Source organism: Acinetobacter sp. A1-4-2 (genome assembly GCF_040233925.1).
Taxonomy (GTDB): domain Bacteria; phylum Pseudomonadota; class Gammaproteobacteria; order Pseudomonadales; family Moraxellaceae; genus Acinetobacter.
This window is the reverse complement of the sequence record NZ_CP157981.1, coordinates 1,739,188-1,756,317: the sequence shown is the minus strand read 5'-3', so window position 1 is coordinate 1,756,317 and position 17,130 is coordinate 1,739,188. Positions and strand designations below refer to the sequence as shown.

Annotated in this window: 14 protein-coding genes and 3 pseudogenes; 8 read left to right on the top strand and 9 right to left on the bottom strand. The window is 41.5% G+C overall.

Annotated features, from left to right (window positions below):
- Positions 1–112: 112 nt before the first annotated feature.
- Both ABJ384_RS08670 and ABJ384_RS08665 read right to left on the bottom strand, forming a co-directional pair.
- The gene (locus ABJ384_RS08670; protein WP_349926788.1) at positions 113–766 is read right to left on the bottom strand and encodes an HAD-IB family hydrolase; all 654 of its coding nucleotides are present in this window, start codon (positions 764–766) and stop codon (positions 113–115) included.
- On the bottom strand, positions 733–1,941 hold the full coding sequence (locus ABJ384_RS08665; protein WP_349926786.1) for a DUF1615 family protein: 1,209 nt from the start codon (positions 1,939–1,941) through the stop codon (positions 733–735). The genes ABJ384_RS08670 and ABJ384_RS08665 overlap by 34 nt, the downstream gene beginning before the upstream one ends.
- Before the next feature lie 82 nt (positions 1,942–2,023).
- Between ABJ384_RS08665 and dusB the strand changes: the two genes are divergently transcribed.
- Both dusB and ABJ384_RS08655 read left to right on the top strand, forming a co-directional pair.
- A complete protein-coding gene (gene dusB / locus ABJ384_RS08660) occupies positions 2,024–3,049 on the top strand; it encodes a tRNA dihydrouridine synthase DusB (RefSeq protein ID WP_349926784.1) in 1,026 nt (341 codons plus the stop codon).
- A 219-nt stretch (positions 3,050–3,268) separates the two neighbouring features.
- Positions 3,269–3,819: pseudogene (locus tag ABJ384_RS08655) on the top strand (hypothetical protein).
- Positions 3,820–3,881: 62 nt separating this feature from the next.
- Here the strand turns inward: ABJ384_RS08655 and ABJ384_RS08650 are convergent.
- Positions 3,882–4,925, bottom strand: coding sequence for a nitronate monooxygenase (locus tag ABJ384_RS08650; protein ID WP_349926782.1), 1,044 nt, complete (start codon positions 4,923–4,925; stop codon positions 3,882–3,884).
- Between the two features lie 219 nt (positions 4,926–5,144).
- Here ABJ384_RS08650 and ABJ384_RS08645 point away from each other — a divergent pair, with 219 nt between their 5' ends.
- The 3 genes from ABJ384_RS08645 to ABJ384_RS08635 are packed head-to-tail and all read left to right on the top strand — an operon-like array spanning position 5,145 to position 7,754.
- Positions 5,145–6,404 (top strand): putative DNA modification/repair radical SAM protein, encoded by a 1,260-nt coding sequence (locus ABJ384_RS08645; protein ID WP_349926781.1) that lies wholly within the window; start codon positions 5,145–5,147, stop codon positions 6,402–6,404.
- Complete coding sequence (locus ABJ384_RS08640; RefSeq protein WP_349926779.1) at positions 6,404–7,183, top strand: TIGR03915 family putative DNA repair protein; 780 nt, start codon at positions 6,404–6,406, stop codon at positions 7,181–7,183. Before ABJ384_RS08645 ends, ABJ384_RS08640 begins: the two co-directional genes overlap by 1 nt.
- A gap of 52 nt (positions 7,184–7,235) precedes the next feature.
- Entirely contained in the window at positions 7,236–7,754 is a 519-nt protein-coding gene (locus ABJ384_RS08635; protein WP_349926778.1) for a hypothetical protein, read from the top strand.
- Positions 7,755–7,818: 64 nt separating this feature from the next.
- On the opposite strand, the pseudogene ABJ384_RS08630 reads toward ABJ384_RS08635, so the two are convergent.
- The 4 genes and pseudogenes from ABJ384_RS08630 to ahpF all read right to left on the bottom strand — a co-directional run.
- Positions 7,819–8,028 (bottom strand): annotated as a pseudogene (locus tag ABJ384_RS08630) (YeeE/YedE thiosulfate transporter family protein); the annotation flags it as partial.
- A 2-nt stretch (positions 8,029–8,030) separates the two neighbouring features.
- A pseudogene (locus ABJ384_RS08625) lies at positions 8,031–8,223 on the bottom strand (hypothetical protein); the annotation flags it as partial.
- 82 nt (positions 8,224–8,305) lie between these two features.
- Positions 8,306–8,650: a hypothetical protein gene (locus ABJ384_RS08620; protein WP_349926776.1), complete on the bottom strand. Its 345-nt coding sequence runs from the start codon at positions 8,648–8,650 to the stop codon at positions 8,306–8,308.
- Between the two features lie 188 nt (positions 8,651–8,838).
- Complete coding sequence (ahpF, locus tag ABJ384_RS08615; protein ID WP_349926774.1) at positions 8,839–10,404, bottom strand: alkyl hydroperoxide reductase subunit F; 1,566 nt, start codon at positions 10,402–10,404, stop codon at positions 8,839–8,841.
- Positions 10,405–10,667: 263 nt separating this feature from the next.
- Between ahpF and ABJ384_RS08610 the strand changes: the two genes are divergently transcribed.
- Together ABJ384_RS08610 and ABJ384_RS08605 are read left to right on the top strand one after the other, a co-directional pair.
- Entirely contained in the window at positions 10,668–10,889 is a 222-nt protein-coding gene (locus ABJ384_RS08610; protein ID WP_349926772.1) for a DUF1653 domain-containing protein, read from the top strand.
- Positions 10,890–10,951: 62 nt separating this feature from the next.
- Positions 10,952–11,542 carry a class I SAM-dependent methyltransferase gene (locus ABJ384_RS08605; RefSeq protein WP_086195512.1) on the top strand — a complete coding sequence of 197 codons (591 nt, stop codon included), beginning with the start codon at positions 10,952–10,954 and terminating at the stop codon, positions 11,540–11,542.
- 48 nt (positions 11,543–11,590) lie between these two features.
- On the opposite strand, the gene ABJ384_RS08600 is transcribed toward ABJ384_RS08605, so the two are convergent.
- Both ABJ384_RS08600 and ahpC read right to left on the bottom strand, forming a co-directional pair.
- The gene (locus ABJ384_RS08600) at positions 11,591–11,797 is read right to left on the bottom strand and encodes a KTSC domain-containing protein (RefSeq protein ID WP_086195511.1); all 207 of its coding nucleotides are present in this window, start codon (positions 11,795–11,797) and stop codon (positions 11,591–11,593) included.
- A 379-nt stretch (positions 11,798–12,176) separates the two neighbouring features.
- Complete coding sequence (ahpC, locus tag ABJ384_RS08595; RefSeq protein WP_166168833.1) at positions 12,177–12,740, bottom strand: alkyl hydroperoxide reductase subunit C; 564 nt, start codon at positions 12,738–12,740, stop codon at positions 12,177–12,179.
- A gap of 517 nt (positions 12,741–13,257) precedes the next feature.
- Here ahpC and hrpA point away from each other — a divergent pair.
- The gene (hrpA, locus tag ABJ384_RS08590; protein WP_349926770.1) at positions 13,258–17,112 is read left to right on the top strand and encodes an ATP-dependent RNA helicase HrpA; all 3,855 of its coding nucleotides are present in this window, start codon (positions 13,258–13,260) and stop codon (positions 17,110–17,112) included.
- Positions 17,113–17,130: the final 18 nt, after the last annotated feature.

The window sequence follows — 17,130 nt, the reverse complement described above, 5'->3', positions numbered from 1 at the left end:
ATTTTCTGTTGAGTCCAGCTTTTACGACTTGCCTAATAAGAAAATAAGGACAATAGAACAAATGAATTTTTGCCAAAACGGATATCTATACCTTTGAATAATTTTGCAGCTCTTAAATGGCGATTTGTTGTATCTTTTTTGGCAATGCAGGAATAGTCTCATTGATACCCACCATGTAAGCATAATGGGCCATCGCAAGCATTTCCTTATCTTCATGACTATTACCATAGGCATAAATTACAGCATAATCAGTTAAATGATATTTTTCTAAAATTCGTTGTCTTTTCTGTTCAGAACTGCAATCGGGTGTGGTGTATTGTCCCGTATAGATCTTATTGACTTGTTCAGTATGAGTGCAAATTAAATCAATATTTAATAACTCACAGACAGGCTTGAGATAGACATCGACCGATGCCGAAACCAATACAACATCATCGCCTAAGGCTTGATGCTGTTTAAGCTGCTTAAGCAGAGGCTGATTTAATTGATTCATTAAATTTACTGCATATTCCTGTGCCATTTGTTGTAGTTCTAAGGCATTGGCATTGCTAAACATGGCACGAAACAATTTGGAACGCATGGCTGGTGCAGAATAGACATTCAAATAATACGCTTGAATCCAGGGCAGAATTTTTATGCCTTGTTTGACAATATGACGTTTAGATAAGGCATAAAAGATAAACCCTGTAAAACTGTCCTTTTTACACAGGGTTCCATCAAAATCAAAGAGCGCTAAATTTTTATTCTTTTTGCCCGTTGCATACATGATTGATATCTTCCATTTACGTGCGTTGCAAACCAGTTGGTATTATAATCACGACTCAGTTTAGGGCCAGAAATGACCACTTCAGGCATAATAGCATAAATTGGCTCTTTGCCTGTTTTCTCTTGGTAGAGCTTGGTTACCGCACGATAGGTTGCTGTATCTTCAAAACTTTTTTCTTTTTCTTTTTTTAGGTCAGAACGAATCTGTCGTGGTGTTACCAGAATATTGTTGGCTGCAAATACACTAATCAGTTCACGTTCGGACTGACTGGCTGCAGAACGGACTGAGCCATCTTTAGTGTAAAGCAACAAATCACCATCAAGATCAAGCTCTGTTGCCGTCAAGTCATTGAGCATGCTTTGAAAAGCTGCGTTGCGACTTGAATACATGCCAGAGTTATAATCTGCAAAACGATAAATCACTTTATTATAATCGGCAGGGTACATCATCAAACGGTGGATACCGTAATACAAACCGCCATATTGACTATATAAATCAGTACGTAATTCGGCCATGTTACCACCTTGACGTTTATGTTCTTTGGCATAGCCAATATGAACCTGCATGGAACCTAAAGTGGTAATCGGATTTAATTTTTCGCCCATGTCTTGACCGACCAGTTTGGCTGCACCAGTTAAGGCGCTGACATGATAATGTTTTGACATATAGTCAAAAATTTCACGATAGAGTTCATCTAATTCACGCTCGGTTTTGACACGACGCATTTGACTTAAATAATTATTTTCAGGGGTGGGCTGATTTTTCAGAACCTGCTCAAAATAACCGGCCATGGTTCCGCCCAGAGTATCGCCCAATTTATCTTTAAATTTTTCATCCAGCCGATCTTGAACTTCTTTCACCGCTTTTTCACCTAAACCGGGAACTTGCGGGTCAGCAACGAAGTTGGATTCCTGATCCACCACAGCCACAATACTGCAAATATTTTCTTTGGTTTGGGGAATACCGAGCTGATCGGTAATGTCGTAAATGTCTTTGGCCCAAGAACTACGGTCATTAACACGTGGCGGAATAAGACGTTTGACTTGATCTTCTTCTAGGGTTGGTTCATTGTTTTTTGACCACCACGAGTTATCCCCACATGCCACTAAGCTAAGCGACAAAGCTAGAATACTCAAAGATTTAAACCGAGATGAAGTAAAAAGAGTTTTTTTCATAATGATGAAAACATGTTCCAAAAGGATGAGCCCATACAGCAGATGCAGTATACTATGCCGGTCGAAAAAGTGATGAATTTATATGTATATTGGTCCATATCAACTGTCAAATAATTTAATTGTTGCTCCCATGGCAGGTGTTACGGATCGTCCTTTCCGGACGCTGTGTAAATATTTTGGTGCAGGACATGCCGTCAGTGAAATGATGACTTCAGACCAGACCTTACGCATGAGCAAGAAAAGTCTGTACCGTGCCAATTTTGACGGCGAACTGGCGCCTATCTCTGCTCAGATTGCCGGTTCTGAACCCGGCGAGCTGGCAGAAGCAGCACGCTATCAGGTGGCGAATGGTGCACAAATTGTTGATATCAATATGGGATGCCCGGCCAAAAAAGTCTGTAATAAATTAGCAGGTTCTGCATTATTAAAAGATGAAGATCTCGTGGCACGAATTTTAGATACGGTGGTTGCGGCAGTAGATGTTCCTGTGACTTTAAAAACCCGTTTAGGATATCTAAATGGGCATGAAAATATCCTGCGGGTTGCCAAGCGTGCTGAAGAAGCCGGGATTGCTGCATTGGCACTGCATGGCCGTACCCGTGAAGATATGTACTTGAATACAGCACGTTATTCTTTGATTAAAGAAGTTAAAGAAATGCTGAATATTCCAGTCATTGCCAATGGCGATATCGACAGCCCTGAAAAAGCCAAATATGTGCTTGATTATACGGGTGCGGATGCTGTGATGATTGGACGTGCAGCACAAGGTCGCCCCTGGATTTTCCGTGAAATCGCCCATTATTTAAAGACAGGCGAACAGCTGGCTGCGCCAAGTATTGCTGAAGTGAAAGATGTGTTATTGGGACATTTATCTGAACTTTATGATTTCTATGGTGAATACTCAGGTTGCCGTATTTCGCGTAAACATATTGCCTGGTATACCAAGGGTTTACGCTCAAGTAATGAATTCCGCCAAAATATGTATAAGGTTGAAAGCACGGCCGAGCAGTTTAATGTCGTAGAAGATTATTTTAATCAGCTTCTTGTTCAAGGTGAAATTATGAGTGACGTACAGGTGGAGCAGGTGAATTTGCTCGAAACTAAATAGTTTTTATCTGTTTTTTATTACCCCATTTGAAATAGCCTCACTGCTCTTTATTGCAAAGAATTACATGTGAAAACATCTCATCACCCATTCAGGACACTTATAAGACATAGCTTATTCAGAAGTGCTTTATGCTGAATTTTTCTAAAGCTTAAATAAGCTGCTTGTCTAAACATTTTGTATATAGATGGGATAGAAGGAGAAAGCGAATGGTCAATATAAATCGTCCTATGGCGGAAGGCTGATCTTACTCATCCAAATAAACGTCCAGAAGAACCAAGAACAGATGTGAATGCTGATCCTATTAGCGATAAGGAAAGTAATCGGGTACCAGATAGGAATGAAGCAAATGCTCACCCTGTGGGTACAAGTATTGGTACAGTGGGTGGTGTACATCTGGTGCTGTCCTTGGATCTGCAGCTGGTCCTTCAGGTGCAGTAGTTGGCGGTATTGTCGGTGGAATTGAGGGTAATAACATCGTAGAAACAGCGAACCCGGAAGAGGAAGACGCCTATTGGCTCGAACAGCACCGTGACCTGCCATATTTCCATGAAAGCCGCAGTACCTATGATGATTTAGATCATGATCGGGATTATCGCAGTGCCTATGAGGTGGGATATAAGAATCGTCCTTGGTTCGACAGTGATACACATTTTGAACAGGTGGAAACTGAATTGCGAACCCAATGGGAAGTAATCAAAGGTCAATCCCGTTTAGATTGGGAGCAAGCAAAATATGCTGCCAAAGATGCATGGCTTCGTGCTCCATGCTAGATGAATGTTGAACAAAAACCTCTCAACTGAGAGGTTTTTTATCGAATATATACGCCAGTAAATTAGGCTTGACTAATTTCCAGAACCAGCTGATTAATTAAATCCGCAGCTTCCATATCCCGGATCTGGGCGACATTGGTTCCCGCCCAAAATGCTCCAAAACCATGGTCACCTTGTGCAGCGGCTGCGGCATGCAGTTGTTTACCCAAGTCATAGCAATAGGGGTAAGTGGCAACTGGAGGACGTTCAGGTCGATCGATTTGGGTATGCCAATGGTTAATTAAACCACGGGCAGGGCGTCCCGAAATGCTTGCAGTCATTTGGGTAATCGGTTTGCTAAACAGGGCTTGTCGATAGGCCGTGTTGGCATTGGAACTTTTGCACTGTACGAAAGCGGTGCCCAATTGAACAGCTTCGGCACCTAACTGGATTAGGAGCTGAGCCTGGGTGCCATTCATGATTCCGCCCGCAGCTACAACAGGCTTGCTACAGTACTGTTTTAACAATTGTACCAGATCAGAAGTTTTGACTGAGCTGTCAAATGTTTCATTAAAAATGCCACGGTGCCCACCGGCTTCAATGCCTTGCGCAATAATGATATCAATCCCAGCCGCTTCAATCTGCAGTGCTTCAGCCAGATTAGTCGCTGAAACCATCGTCAGGATACCGGCCTGTTTTAAGGCCTGAATTTGATGAGGATGCGGAATGCCGAAGTGAAAACTTACTGCCTGAGGTCGAGTTTCTAAAACCAGATTTAAATAGTCATCGTTATCGAGAAAGCTGGGATAGATACATTTTAATTCTGTCGGCGGAGTTGCATGATACTTCTGAAATTGAGGGGATAAATATTTAATCCACTGATCTGCTACATTTTTGTCGAGCGAGGCGCTTTGATGACAGAAGAAATTGACCTGAAATGGTTTATGCGTAAGATCTTGCGTTTCTAAAATTTGTTGACGCGCTGCTGCAACTGTACTAGCACCCAAACCCAATGAACCCAAACCGCCTTGATTGGAAACCTCAGCTGCTAGTTGAGGAGTAGAAACACCTGCCATCGGTGCCAGGAAAATAGGATGTTTAATTTCAAGTTGTTCTAATAAAGTCATATTTGGCTCCTATGCATATCATCACTTTGCCCAAGCCCTATAAATTAAGCAAATAATATTCGTTATTTTTTTATGAAATAAAAAGTTTTTTACACCTAAAAATAAATGAAAATGCAGTGATAAATAAAGCGTCAAACCATGTCGCATAAAAGACCGGTACCCATGTGGTTTGAGTTAAAAATTTTATAATACAGATTCATTTTTTAACGCTGATTACACATGTCTGATCGTATCCGTGAAAAGCTACAAATTTTAGCTGATGCTGCCAAATATGATGTCTCCTGTTCCTCAAGTGGCAGTAACCGAAAAAACAAGGACAAAGGGTTAAGGAATACCGGCTCAGGCATCTGCCATAGCTATACTGAAGATGGTCGCTGTGTATCTTTACTTAAAATTCTATTTTCCAATGTCTGTATTTATGATTGTGCTTACTGCATGTCACGTCGTTCCAATGATGTAAAACGGGCAGCTTTTACCGTTCAGGAAGTAGTAGATTTAACCATGAACTTCTATCGCCGGAATTATATTGAAGGTTTGTTTTTAAGTTCAGGGATTTTTAAATCGGCAGATTACACCATGGAGCGGATGCTGCAAGTAGTGAAAAAATTACGTCTGGAAGAAAATTTTAACGGTTATATTCATTTAAAAACCATTCCTGGCGCATCGCAGGAAATCATTACTGAAGCGGGGCTGTATGTTGACCAGATGAGTATTAATTTAGAAATGCCGACTGAGGCAGGCTTGCAGAAATTCGCCCCCGAGAAAACCCATGCCGAAGTTCAAAAAGACTTGGGTATTGTGCGTGACCGTTTAATCCAGTTTAAAGATGAACGTAAGCTGATTCGCTCAGTTCCTAAATTTGTTCCGGCAGGGCAAACCACGCAAATGGTGGTGGGAGCATATAGCGAAAGTGATCAGGATATTATTTTGATGGCAGACCGGCATTACAAAGAGTTTAAACTGAAACGGGTGTATTACTCGGGTTATATTCCAATTAATGAACAGGAAAAAGCCTTGCCTGCGATTGGTTCAGCACCCCCCTTATTAAGAGAAAATCGCTTGTATCAAAGCGACTGGTTGATGCGCTTTTATGGTTTTGAGGCGACAGAACTGGTCGATGAAAAACACCCGAATCTGGACCTGGATGTTGATCCAAAATTAGCTTGGGCTTTACGTCATCCTGAGCAGTTTCCAGTGGATCTGAATCGGGCGGATTACCGCATGATTTTACGTGTTCCGGGTATTGGTGTGCGCTCAGCAAAAAAAATTGTCCAGGCGCGTCGCTTTGGCACAATTCATATCGACCAACTAAAACGTATGGGTGTTGCATATAACCGTGCGCAGCATTTTATCCGCTGTGCCGATACGCCAAAATTTATCAAGGAGCAGTTGCCAGGCCAGATTCGGACTCAGATTTTGCAGTCGGGACAGTCCAAATATGTGCAGCAGTTATCGCCACAACTGGGTTTTGGTTTTTAATGGCAACTTACTGTTTTGATGGCAGCATGACCGGCCTGTTGAGCTGTGTATTTCGTGCCTTTCAATTTAAAGAGTTTCATGTGCAGGTGACGAGCAATCTACATGCGCAAAAGGGTTTGTTTGATGATTTTATCCAGGTCGCATCGAATGAAGAGCATGCACAGCGGGTCTGGCGGGGATTGAAGAAAAAAACATCGGGCCAGAGTCAGCGGAATTTTTACTATACTTTTCTATCTGAAAATCAAACTGCTTATCAACACCTGTTTAACTATTGCCTCTATGTTTTTCAAACTCGCTACAAGGTTGATGAAAACTATGGGCATGCTGATGTGCTGGCTTTATCGCAATGGGCAAAGCAGGTTGGTCGTGAAAAGCATCGTATGGAAGCCTTTGTACGCTTCAAGAAATGTCAGGATAGTCTCTTTTTAAGTCTGGTTCGGCCTGATTTTAATGTATTGCCGCTGATTGAACGGCATTTTAAGGCACGTTATCAGGATCAACGCTGGCTGATTTATGATGAAAAGCGTAAATATGGCATTTATTATGATTTGCAAAATGTGCATCAAATTGAAATGGACGCTCATCAGGTCGATGCCACATTCGCGAGTGGTTATAGTCAGGCGTTTACTGTAGAACTGGATGAACAGGAATTACTGTATGACCAGCTGTGGAAAGATTATTTCCGCAGTGTCAATATTCAGGTTCGGCAAAATATGAAACTGCATATTCAGTATGTGCCGAAGCGTTACTGGCGTTATATGAATGAAAAATCAATATAGCTGCATATTTCAGGCATACTATTGCAAGATTTAGTGATGAGGACAATTTATAATGAAGCCGTTCGTTTTGGCGACTTTAATTTTAAGCGTAGTACTTTCAGCATGTTCATCTTCCGAACAGCAAAAAATCCAGATTGATCCTCAAAAATATAAGGTGCAGGATGCAGCCAGCTTGCAGCAGCGCTTTGAAAGCTTAAATCAACAGCTATCTAAAGATTATCAGGCTTTAAAAAAAAGCAACAATATTGCCTTTTCAGACCAGTCGCTGCTTGATGTAAATCAGTTGCAGACTTTAAACCTGCATGCGGTGAGCAGTACCTCTTTAAAACCGGTCAAACAGGCATATTGTCAAATGATGAATGGCTATTTTGCTGAAATGTATCAGTTGGGTCATCAAAATCTGAATATCATTGGACAGGTGAAATTATCCCATGCGCAGGGTGAAAACTTAAGCAAAAATTTTGCGGATGCAGACCAGTTTTATGACTTTATTTTAAACCGTTATACCTCATACCGTCAGGCTCAAGAAATTATGGGTTTTGGCTGTAATTTAAAAGCGGCGCTGCATTAATTAAACATAGCATAAATAAAAAAGTCCATTCAGTGATGGGCTTTTTATAGGCTGAAATTCGGATTTAACAACCGGTTAATTTTCCAGGTTGTGGTCGTTTGTCCGGGAAGAAAATGGGACGAAGTTTCACGCCAATACCGTTACCAATGAAGGCAAAGATCAACCATAACCAGCCATGCAAACTCCTTGAAGCAATCCTGCTGAAGTAAGCACCTATATTACAGTCATATGTGAGACGGACACCATATCCAAGCAGTAATCCTCCAACTAGCGCGACAATAAAGTATGCAGATATGCACTACTGGTAGCCATACCCATAATTAAGCTGGTCACGGAAATAATTCCGTTATTTGCTCCTTAACACTGCAGCACGTAATAATTTACCTGTTCTTTGAACATAATATTTTTCATGACGATATGAATATGGTATGTGAACATGTTTTGAATCATTGTTTCTTGCAACTATCATCGAAGTAATGTGCATAAAAAAGTCAGATTTTTCAATAAAAAAACTCCTTTTTAAAGGAGCTTTTTTATTTCAACCATTCACATTATTGTTGAGCTTTTTCTCGAACATTCGAAGCACCTTCTTCCACAGCACCGGCAGTTTTAGCAGTAGCTTCTTTCGCTGCATTTTTAATATCTTTTGCTGCGGCTTCAGTTTTAGCAGCAGCTTCATCACCTGCTGCCTCAATTTTAGAGCTGGCTTCATCAGCAGCAGCTTGAGTTTTCGCTTCAGCTTCCTTTGTGGCATCAGAAATATCATGACCTGCTTGATTGGCTGCATTTTCAAGATGTTCGCCAGTAGTTGCACCTGTTTCTGGTGTTTCTTGTTTATTACAACCCACCAGGGCAACGCTAGCAGCAAGACCTAAAGCAATAAGCAATTTATTCATTTTCATTTCCTTCTAATTGTGGCACCCACCTAAATAGGGGTATTTTGAATATAGCTAAAAAAATGCACAAATTATGAGCTAAAATTGTTAATTAAATGTAATTATTTTTTATGAAAAAATGAGGGAAAAAAAAGGCTTATACCACATTGTGATATAAGCCAGATTAAACTATTTATGCTGAATATAGATTACTGTCCCGAACGGATAATGTAATCAAAGGCAGATAGAGATGCTTTCGCACCTTCACCGGTAGCAATAATGATTTGCTTGTACGGCACTGTGGTACAGTCACCGGCAGCAAACACACCCTTCACGTTGGTTTCGTTGCGCTCGTTAATCACGATCTCGCCACGATTGGTCAGTTCAACAGCGGTTTCTTTCAGAAAATCCGTGTTTGGCAACAAACCGATCTGTACAAAAATTCCCGCCAGTTCAATCGTATGTTCCTCATTGGTAGCACGGTCCTTGTATTTCAGTGCAGTGACCTGTGAACCGTCACCGACTACTTCAGTCGACAGCGCATTTTTGATCACGGTGGTATTTGGCAAACTGTTGAGCTTGTCTTGTAAGACCTGATCGGCACGCAGTTTGGTATCAAACTCAACCAAAGTTACATGCTCTACAATCCCGGCCAGGTCAATCGCCGCTTCCACACCAGAGTTACCGCCACCAATCACCGCAACACGTTTGCCTTTGAATAATGGACCGTCACAGTGCGGACAGTATGCTACACCACGGGTTTTGTATTCCTGCTCACCCGGAACATTCATCTCTCTCCAGCGTGCACCAGTCGATAGAATGATGGTTTTCGATTCTAACTTCGCCCCATTTTCCAAAGTGACTTCAACTAGGCCATTCGCCGTTTCATCTGCACCTTTGATGTTGGATACACGTTGCAGGTTCATGATGTCCACACCATACTCACGTACATGCGCTTCCATTTCGGCGGCAAATTTCGGACCCTGGGTTTTCTGTACGGAAGTGAAGTTTTCAATGTCCATGGTATCCATGACCTGACCGCCCATACGTTCCGCTACGATTCCGGTTTTAATGCCTTTACGCGCGGCATAAATCGCTGCGGTGTTGCCGGCAGGACCGCCACCAATCACCAGCACATCAAACGCGTCTTTGGCATTTAACTTTGCTGCATCTTTGGCTGCAGAATTGCTATCCAGTTTGGCAATGATCTCTTCCAGCGTCATACGGCCCTGACCGATGTGGGCGTTGTCCTGGAACACCATTGGTACCGCCATGATCTTGCGCTGTTCCACTTCATCCTGGAAAAATGCACCGTCAATCATGGTGGCCGTGGTGCCCGGGTTATAGATCGCAATTAAGTTTAGGGCTTGTACCACGTCCGGACAGTTATGGCAGCTGAGCGAGACAAACACTTCAAAATCAGCTGTTAAATTTAAACCCTTGATCTGTGCCAGGACTTCATCTGACACTTTTGGGGCATAGCCTGACACCTGTAACAAGGCCAGAATGAGGGAAGTAAATTCATGTCCCATCGGCAAGCCGGCAAAGAAGACACGCGGTTCTTCACCTTGTTTTGCCACCCCAAAGCTTGGGGCACGTTTATTTGTACCGTCGAAGCGTACAGTCACTAAATCAGATAAGGCTGCAACTTCAGTCACCAGTTCTTTAATCTTGTCCGACTTGTCTGAAGTGTCTAAAGTCGCGACCAGTTCAATCGGGCTTTCCAGACGTTCCAGTAAGGTTTTAAGTTGTGCTGAAGTGTTTTGGTCTAACATGGCTAACGTCTCCAAGGGAGTAAATGCTTATTTAATAAAGCTATAGTAGGCTAAATATTTAAATAGGTAAAACATTTCATTTTTATAAAAACAATCGGTTTAATAGATTGATAGGTTTTTTACAAAAATACTGTCTTAAGTAAATGCTGATTTAGTGTGAACATTCAAGTATTAAGTTCAAATTAGAGCATTTTTAATAAATTGCTGCATACTTCTGGGTAATTTTGATTATGATGACCCTATGTTTTAACAAGGTTATAAAAATGCAATTCAAAGCAGGGATTTATCAACACTACAAAGGCAAGTTATATCAGGTCTTTCATGTTGCCACCCATAGCGAAACGGATGAGAAACTTGTGGTTTACCAATGTTTATATGGTGATTATTCAATGTGGGTACGCCCTTTAACCATGTTTCAGGAAATGGTCACACTTGATAATGGTACAGTTGTTCCACGATTTAAATTAATTCAAGCAACTTCATGAACTAGATTAACGACATCGATAAACGCTAGACTCAACAGAATAACAAGACAGGAATAGCTGTGATGAGCATGAGTGAAACATTCCAAAAGCGAATGCAAGAGTTGCATCAAAGTTTTATTAAATTTGATGCCTTACAAAAAGACCGTATTCAGCGTTATCGAAATATAGAACCGGATTCTGCATTATTTTTAGCCATGCAAGTGCGCATCCAACAATCTAAAAATATTTTGGAGATTGGCACTTCAACAGGTTATTCGACTTTATGGCTGGCGAATGCGGCACAGACTTCACAAGGTCATGTCACTACTTTGGAAATTGATCCGGCACGTAGCCAGCAAGCTCAGCAATATGCCAATGAACTGCAATTGAGTGAAGTGATTGATTTCTGGGTAGGGGATGCACAAAGTTTTCTTGAAAAGGCCGAACAGCAATATGACTTTATTTTGTTGGATGCCGAACGGGATGCCTATATGGATTACTGGCAGTATTTGCCGCATATGCTGCATCCTAAAAATGGCGTCATGTTTGTCGACAACGTCATATCACATGCAGCAGAAGTTCAGCAATTTATTGCACTGGTGAAAAGTGATGAACGTTTTATGAGTATGACTTTATCGATTGGCTCAGGTCTGTTGATGCTTTGCTATAAATAAATTTGTATGAATAAAAATATCTGTGAATCAGGGCAGAGCCCTGATCATTCAAGCCATGGAAATGCGAGTAAAATGTAAGTCATATTCTAAATATTTATGTACAAAAGCAGCCTTGTCATGACATCGGAGCATGTTGTTATAAATAAATTCCGGAACTGGATGGTACAGTTCTGCTGAACCATTGTTATAAAAAATTTTAAGATAACGTGATGAAGAACTGTAAGTATAGGAAGTTACAGTAAGTATTGATCCCATAAGCACTCCTTTTTTATATTATGTTTCACAGATTTTGTTTGTCATTTGACGTTAAGCTATAGAGGTTGTGCGCTGAAGAGCAGAATTGTAAAACATTCATCACACACCTGTATAAGACTTACATTACAATAAAAAGTGACAAAATATAATAGAAATAAATATATTAAATTGATGAATTATAGATAGATACATTTTGTATTGAAGAATAGGGCTGTACGCTATTCAGCTTTTTATTGTTGAAGTAAAAATATAAATTCTGTTATGTTGACAATATAGGACATACCAAAAGTTAAAGGTATTTGAAAACATTGTTTTATTCAAAATGTAAAAAACCACGCAAAAGAGCATGGTTTTTACATCAGTTCAATCTAAATAGAGATTAGATTTTACCTACTAGGTCGATTGAAGGAGCTAGAGTAGCGTCACCTTCTTTCCATTTAGCTGGGCAAACTTCACCTGGGTGAGCATGAACGTATTGAGCTGCTTTAACTTTACGAAGAAGTTCTTGAGCATCACGGCCAACACCACCAGCGTTGATTTCAACGATCTGGATTTTGCCTTCTGGATCGATAACGAAAGTACCACGGTCAGCAAGACCAGCAGCTTCGATTAATACGTCAAAGTTTTTAGCTAGAGTCCAAGTTGGATCGCCAACCATTACATATTCAATTTTTTTGATTTCTTCTGAAGAATCGTGCCAAGCTTTGTGCGTGAAGTGAGTGTCAGTAGAAACTGAATAGATTTCAACGCCTAATTTTTTGAATTCAGCGTAGTTGTCAGCAAGGTCACCCAATTCAGTTGGGCAAACGAAAGTAAAGTCAGCTGGGTAGAAGAATACAACAGACCATTTGCCTTTAAGATCAGCTTCAGTCACTTCAATAAATTGACCGTTTTGGAATGCAGTTGCTTTAAATGGTTTAACTTCAGTATTAATTAAGCTCATCATTGTCTCCATGATTGAGGTTTGTATTTGATTTCCAAAAGGATAGCGAATTTTTTCTTATTGCTGAAACAGTATTTTTACATTATTGAAATCGGAAAAACCGAATTAACTAATATAAAGTCTACAATTCCACCAAATCTGACTGTTTATTTATTCAATCATTTAAAGATGATTATTAAATGACAAATATGCAGTTTTTCAGCTCGCCTAAGAACATGAAGGTTGCGGAAGTAAAATTCAAGGGTAAATTTTTTTAAATTAAATTTATTTTTGACGCTCGAATCATTTTTAGGCTGAGTAATGGTGATCAGAAGAGGTGTGTGAACATCATTAAAGATGGTGAATAGTGTAACTCTTGTTATATGTGGCGGATTTTAGCGTGGTTGATGATCTATTTTCCATGCTTTTGAATATTCTTTACCTCAAATGCCATGAATAAATATTTGCCTGTCTTTCTCTCTGCGGCGTTACAGCGTAAAATATTCAGTTCAATTTTTTGTTTTGGGATAAATTATCTGTGTTAAGTCATTTAAATGTAGATCAATGGGTCATGGCACGTGACCGTCATCGTTTAAATCGACTACGCAAAGGTAAAGATGCCAACGAGAAACATTATCAAGAATTATTAGAAAAATCGAATCATAAAGTGCGTGAGCGCCTGTCCCGTGTTCCGAACATTAAACTCAATCAAGACCTGCCTGTTACCCAATACAAAGACAAGTTGATTGAAGCGATTCAACAACACCAGGTGATTATTGTGGCAGGGGAAACCGGTTCAGGTAAAACTACACAATTACCACAAATTGCCATGCTGGCCGGTCGCGGTTTAACTGGAATGATTGGTCATACCCAACCCCGTCGACTGGCTGCGCGTAGCGTATCGCAGCGTATTGCTGAAGAGGTAGGCGAAAAGCTGGGTGAATCCATCGGTTTTAAAATCCGTTTTAACGAACAGGGTTCGCAAGACTCGATAGTTCGTTTGATGACGGACGGTATTTTACTGGCTGAACTGGCCAATGACCGTTATTTGACCAAATACGACACCATTATTATTGATGAAGCGCATGAACGTTCATTGAACATCGACTTCATCATGGGCTATTTAAAACAGCTTCTACCACGCCGCAAAGATTTAAAAGTCATCATTACTTCCGCAACCTTAGATGTAAACCGTTTTAGTAACTACTTTAACGGTGCACCTGTTTTTGAAGTGGAAGGGCGCAGTTATCCGGTAGAAGTGCGTTATCGTCCAATTTCAGAAATGAGTATTGGCGGTAGTGATGACGACGAGTTTGATGACTTTGAAGAAAACTTGCCGCGTGCAGTGGTACAAGCGGTAAAGGAATGTTTTGCCGATGCACAGCAAAAAGGTCATCCTGAACATGCCGATATCCTGATTTTTGCCAGTACCGAACAGGAAATTCGTGAATTGCAGGAAACCCTGCAAAAGCATGGTCCACGGCATACCGAAATTTTGCCTTTATATGCGCGTTTAGCCATAGCGGAACAGCAAAAGATTTTCAATCCTGGCGGTGGTGGACGACGTATTATTATCGCCACCAACGTGGCTGAAACAGCTTTAACCGTACCCAACATCCGTTATGTAATCGACAGCGGTTTTGCCCGTATTTCACGCTATAGCTACCGTTCACGGGTGCAGCGTTTACCGATTGAGGCAGTATCACAGGCGGCTGCCAACCAGCGTAAAGGCCGCTGTGGCCGTATTGCGCCTGGTGTTTGTATCCGGCTGTATAGTGAGGAAGATTTCCAAAGCCGTCCTGAATTTACCGAACCAGAGATTAAACGAACCAACCTGGCCTCGGTCATTTTACAGATGGAAAGCCTGAATCTGGGCAGTCTGGAAAGTTTTGACTTTATTGAGCCACCAGATCATCGCTTGGTTAATGATGGCCGTAAGTTGTTAATTGAACTGGGTGCTTTAAACGAGAAGAAATCAGAACTGACAAAAATCGGTCAGCAAATGGCAAAAATGCCAATCGACCCGCGTCTGGCACGGATGATTTTAGGCGGTGCGCATTTTGGTGTGCTCAATGAAGTCCTGGTTATTGTCGCAGCTTTGGCTGTACAGGATCCACGAGAACGTCCGGCCGATAAACAGATGCAAGCTGACCAGAAGCATGCCTTGTTTAAAGAAGGTGACTCTGACTTTTTGTTCTACATCAAGTTATGGGAAACCTTGCAAGCTAACCGTGCATCGATGAATGAGAACAAGCGTCGTAATTTTGCACGGCAGCATTTTTTAAGCTGGTTACGTTTACGCGAATGGAAGAAAACCCATGAACAGTTGACGGAATTGGTGCAAGGCTTAAAGCTTTCCTTTAATGATAAAAAAGCCAGTTATGAAAACTTGCACCGTGCCTTATTGACCGGTTTGCTTTCGTTTATTGCCAATAAGACCGATGAACGCAATGTGTTTATGGCCGTTCGTCAGCAAAAAGCCCGTATTTTCCCGGCATCGACTTTGCATAAAACCAATACGCCGTGGGTGATGGCTTTTGAGATGGTGGAAACCTCTCAGGTGTACTTGCGTACTTTGGCCAAGATTGAACCGGAATGGATTCTGCTTGCTGCTCGTGATTTGCTGAAACATCACTATTTTGAGCCGCACTGGTCGAAAAAAGCCGGTATCGTCAATGCTTATGACCAGATTTCCCTGTTTGGTCTGATTATTGAGCCGAAGCGTTTGATGAACTATGAGAAAGTCGATCAGGCTGCGGCACACGAAATCTTCCTGCGTGATGCCTTGACTACCGGTAATCTCGGTATTACACCGCCATTCTTAAAGCATAATTTACTTAAGCTGGAAGAAGTGGAACGGGTGGAAGATAAGCTACGTCGTCGTGATCTGGTGGTGGATGAAGAAACCATCTATCAATTTTATGCCGAGAAAGTACCGCCAGAAGTGGCGAGCCGTCGAAGTTTTGAAGACTGGCGTGCTACAGTTGAGCCGCAAAATCCGCGCTATTTATTTGTCGAAGATGATGCGCTGTGGATGAATGACCGTCCGACCACCCAGCAATTTCCAGATTATTTGCATAATGGCGCTTTGCGTCTGGCAACGAGCTACCGTTTTGATCCCAGCCATGATGAAGATGGAGCGACGGTTAAAATCCCGCTACAGGCCTTGCCACAGGTCGATGAAGGTATCTGGTCATGGGGCATCCCAGGCTGGCGTGAGGACTTGATTGAAGCCTTATTGAAATCCTTGCCTAAAGACAAGCGTCGCAATCTGGTGCCGATTCCGGATACTGCACGCAATCTGATGAAAATCATTGATGCAGTTCATTTACGTGAGCATATCTTCAAGTTTTTGGCTTTCCAGTTGCGTGGCGAACAAATTAGCGAAAAAGACTTTTCCTTTGAACGGATCGAGCAGTATTTGCTGCCGTTGATTAAAGTGATTGATGAAAAAGGTCGGGTGATTGAAAAAGGTCGTGATCTGCCCGAACTGAAAGCACGTTGCCGTACCGAAACACATAGTCCGGTCAAGCAGCTCAAAGGCGAATTTAAAGTTTTCCCTGAGAATTTTACTTTTGAAGCTTCACAAAAAGTGACTGGTGTTGTGGTAAAGCAATATCAGGCTCTGGTACCGACTAAAGCATTTGCAGAACTAGATGCCAAAGATGAATCCGGTGTGGTGATTCAGACCTTCAATGATCAGGCTGAAGCGATTAAACAGCATCGGGAAGGGATCATTCGTCTGGTGTATATGCAGCTCGGCGATCTGGTGCGCCAGCTGAAAAAACAGATTTCCAAACCGCTGGCTTTGGCTTATTCGCCTCTGGGAGATAAGGCCCAACTGGAGCAGATGTTGGTTTATGCCACCCTTCAGATGACAATAAATGAGCTTCCTGTCAATGCTGAAGAGTTTCAAAACTTGCTTTTAAATGTAAAAAAATCTTTCCTAACGCATGGTCAAGTGGCATTATCTATACTGAGCGATATTTATATTCAATGGCAGGATATTCGTCGGAAATTGTTGGTTTTAGACGATTCTATCTTTGGAAAAAATATTGATGATCTTGAAGATCAGCTTGATTTAATGAGTCTTTCCAACTGTGTGTATGTCAAATCTTTTGATATATGGCAGGAATTTCCACGCTATTTAAAGGCTTTGGTCTTGCGTTTAGAACGCTTGCCAAATAACCTGCAAAGGGATAATTCTGCCATTGAGCAAGTTGACCCATGGATGGAAAAATTGTTTAAGTTTAAAAATGACGCTCGCCTGAAAGATCTGTACTTTATGGTCGAAGAATTTCGTATTTCCCTGTTCTCACAACCAATGAAAACAAAAATGCCGGTTTCTCCAACCCGCCTGCAAAAAGTATGGCATCAATTGGGCATTAATTAACAGAGCGCAAAATTAACG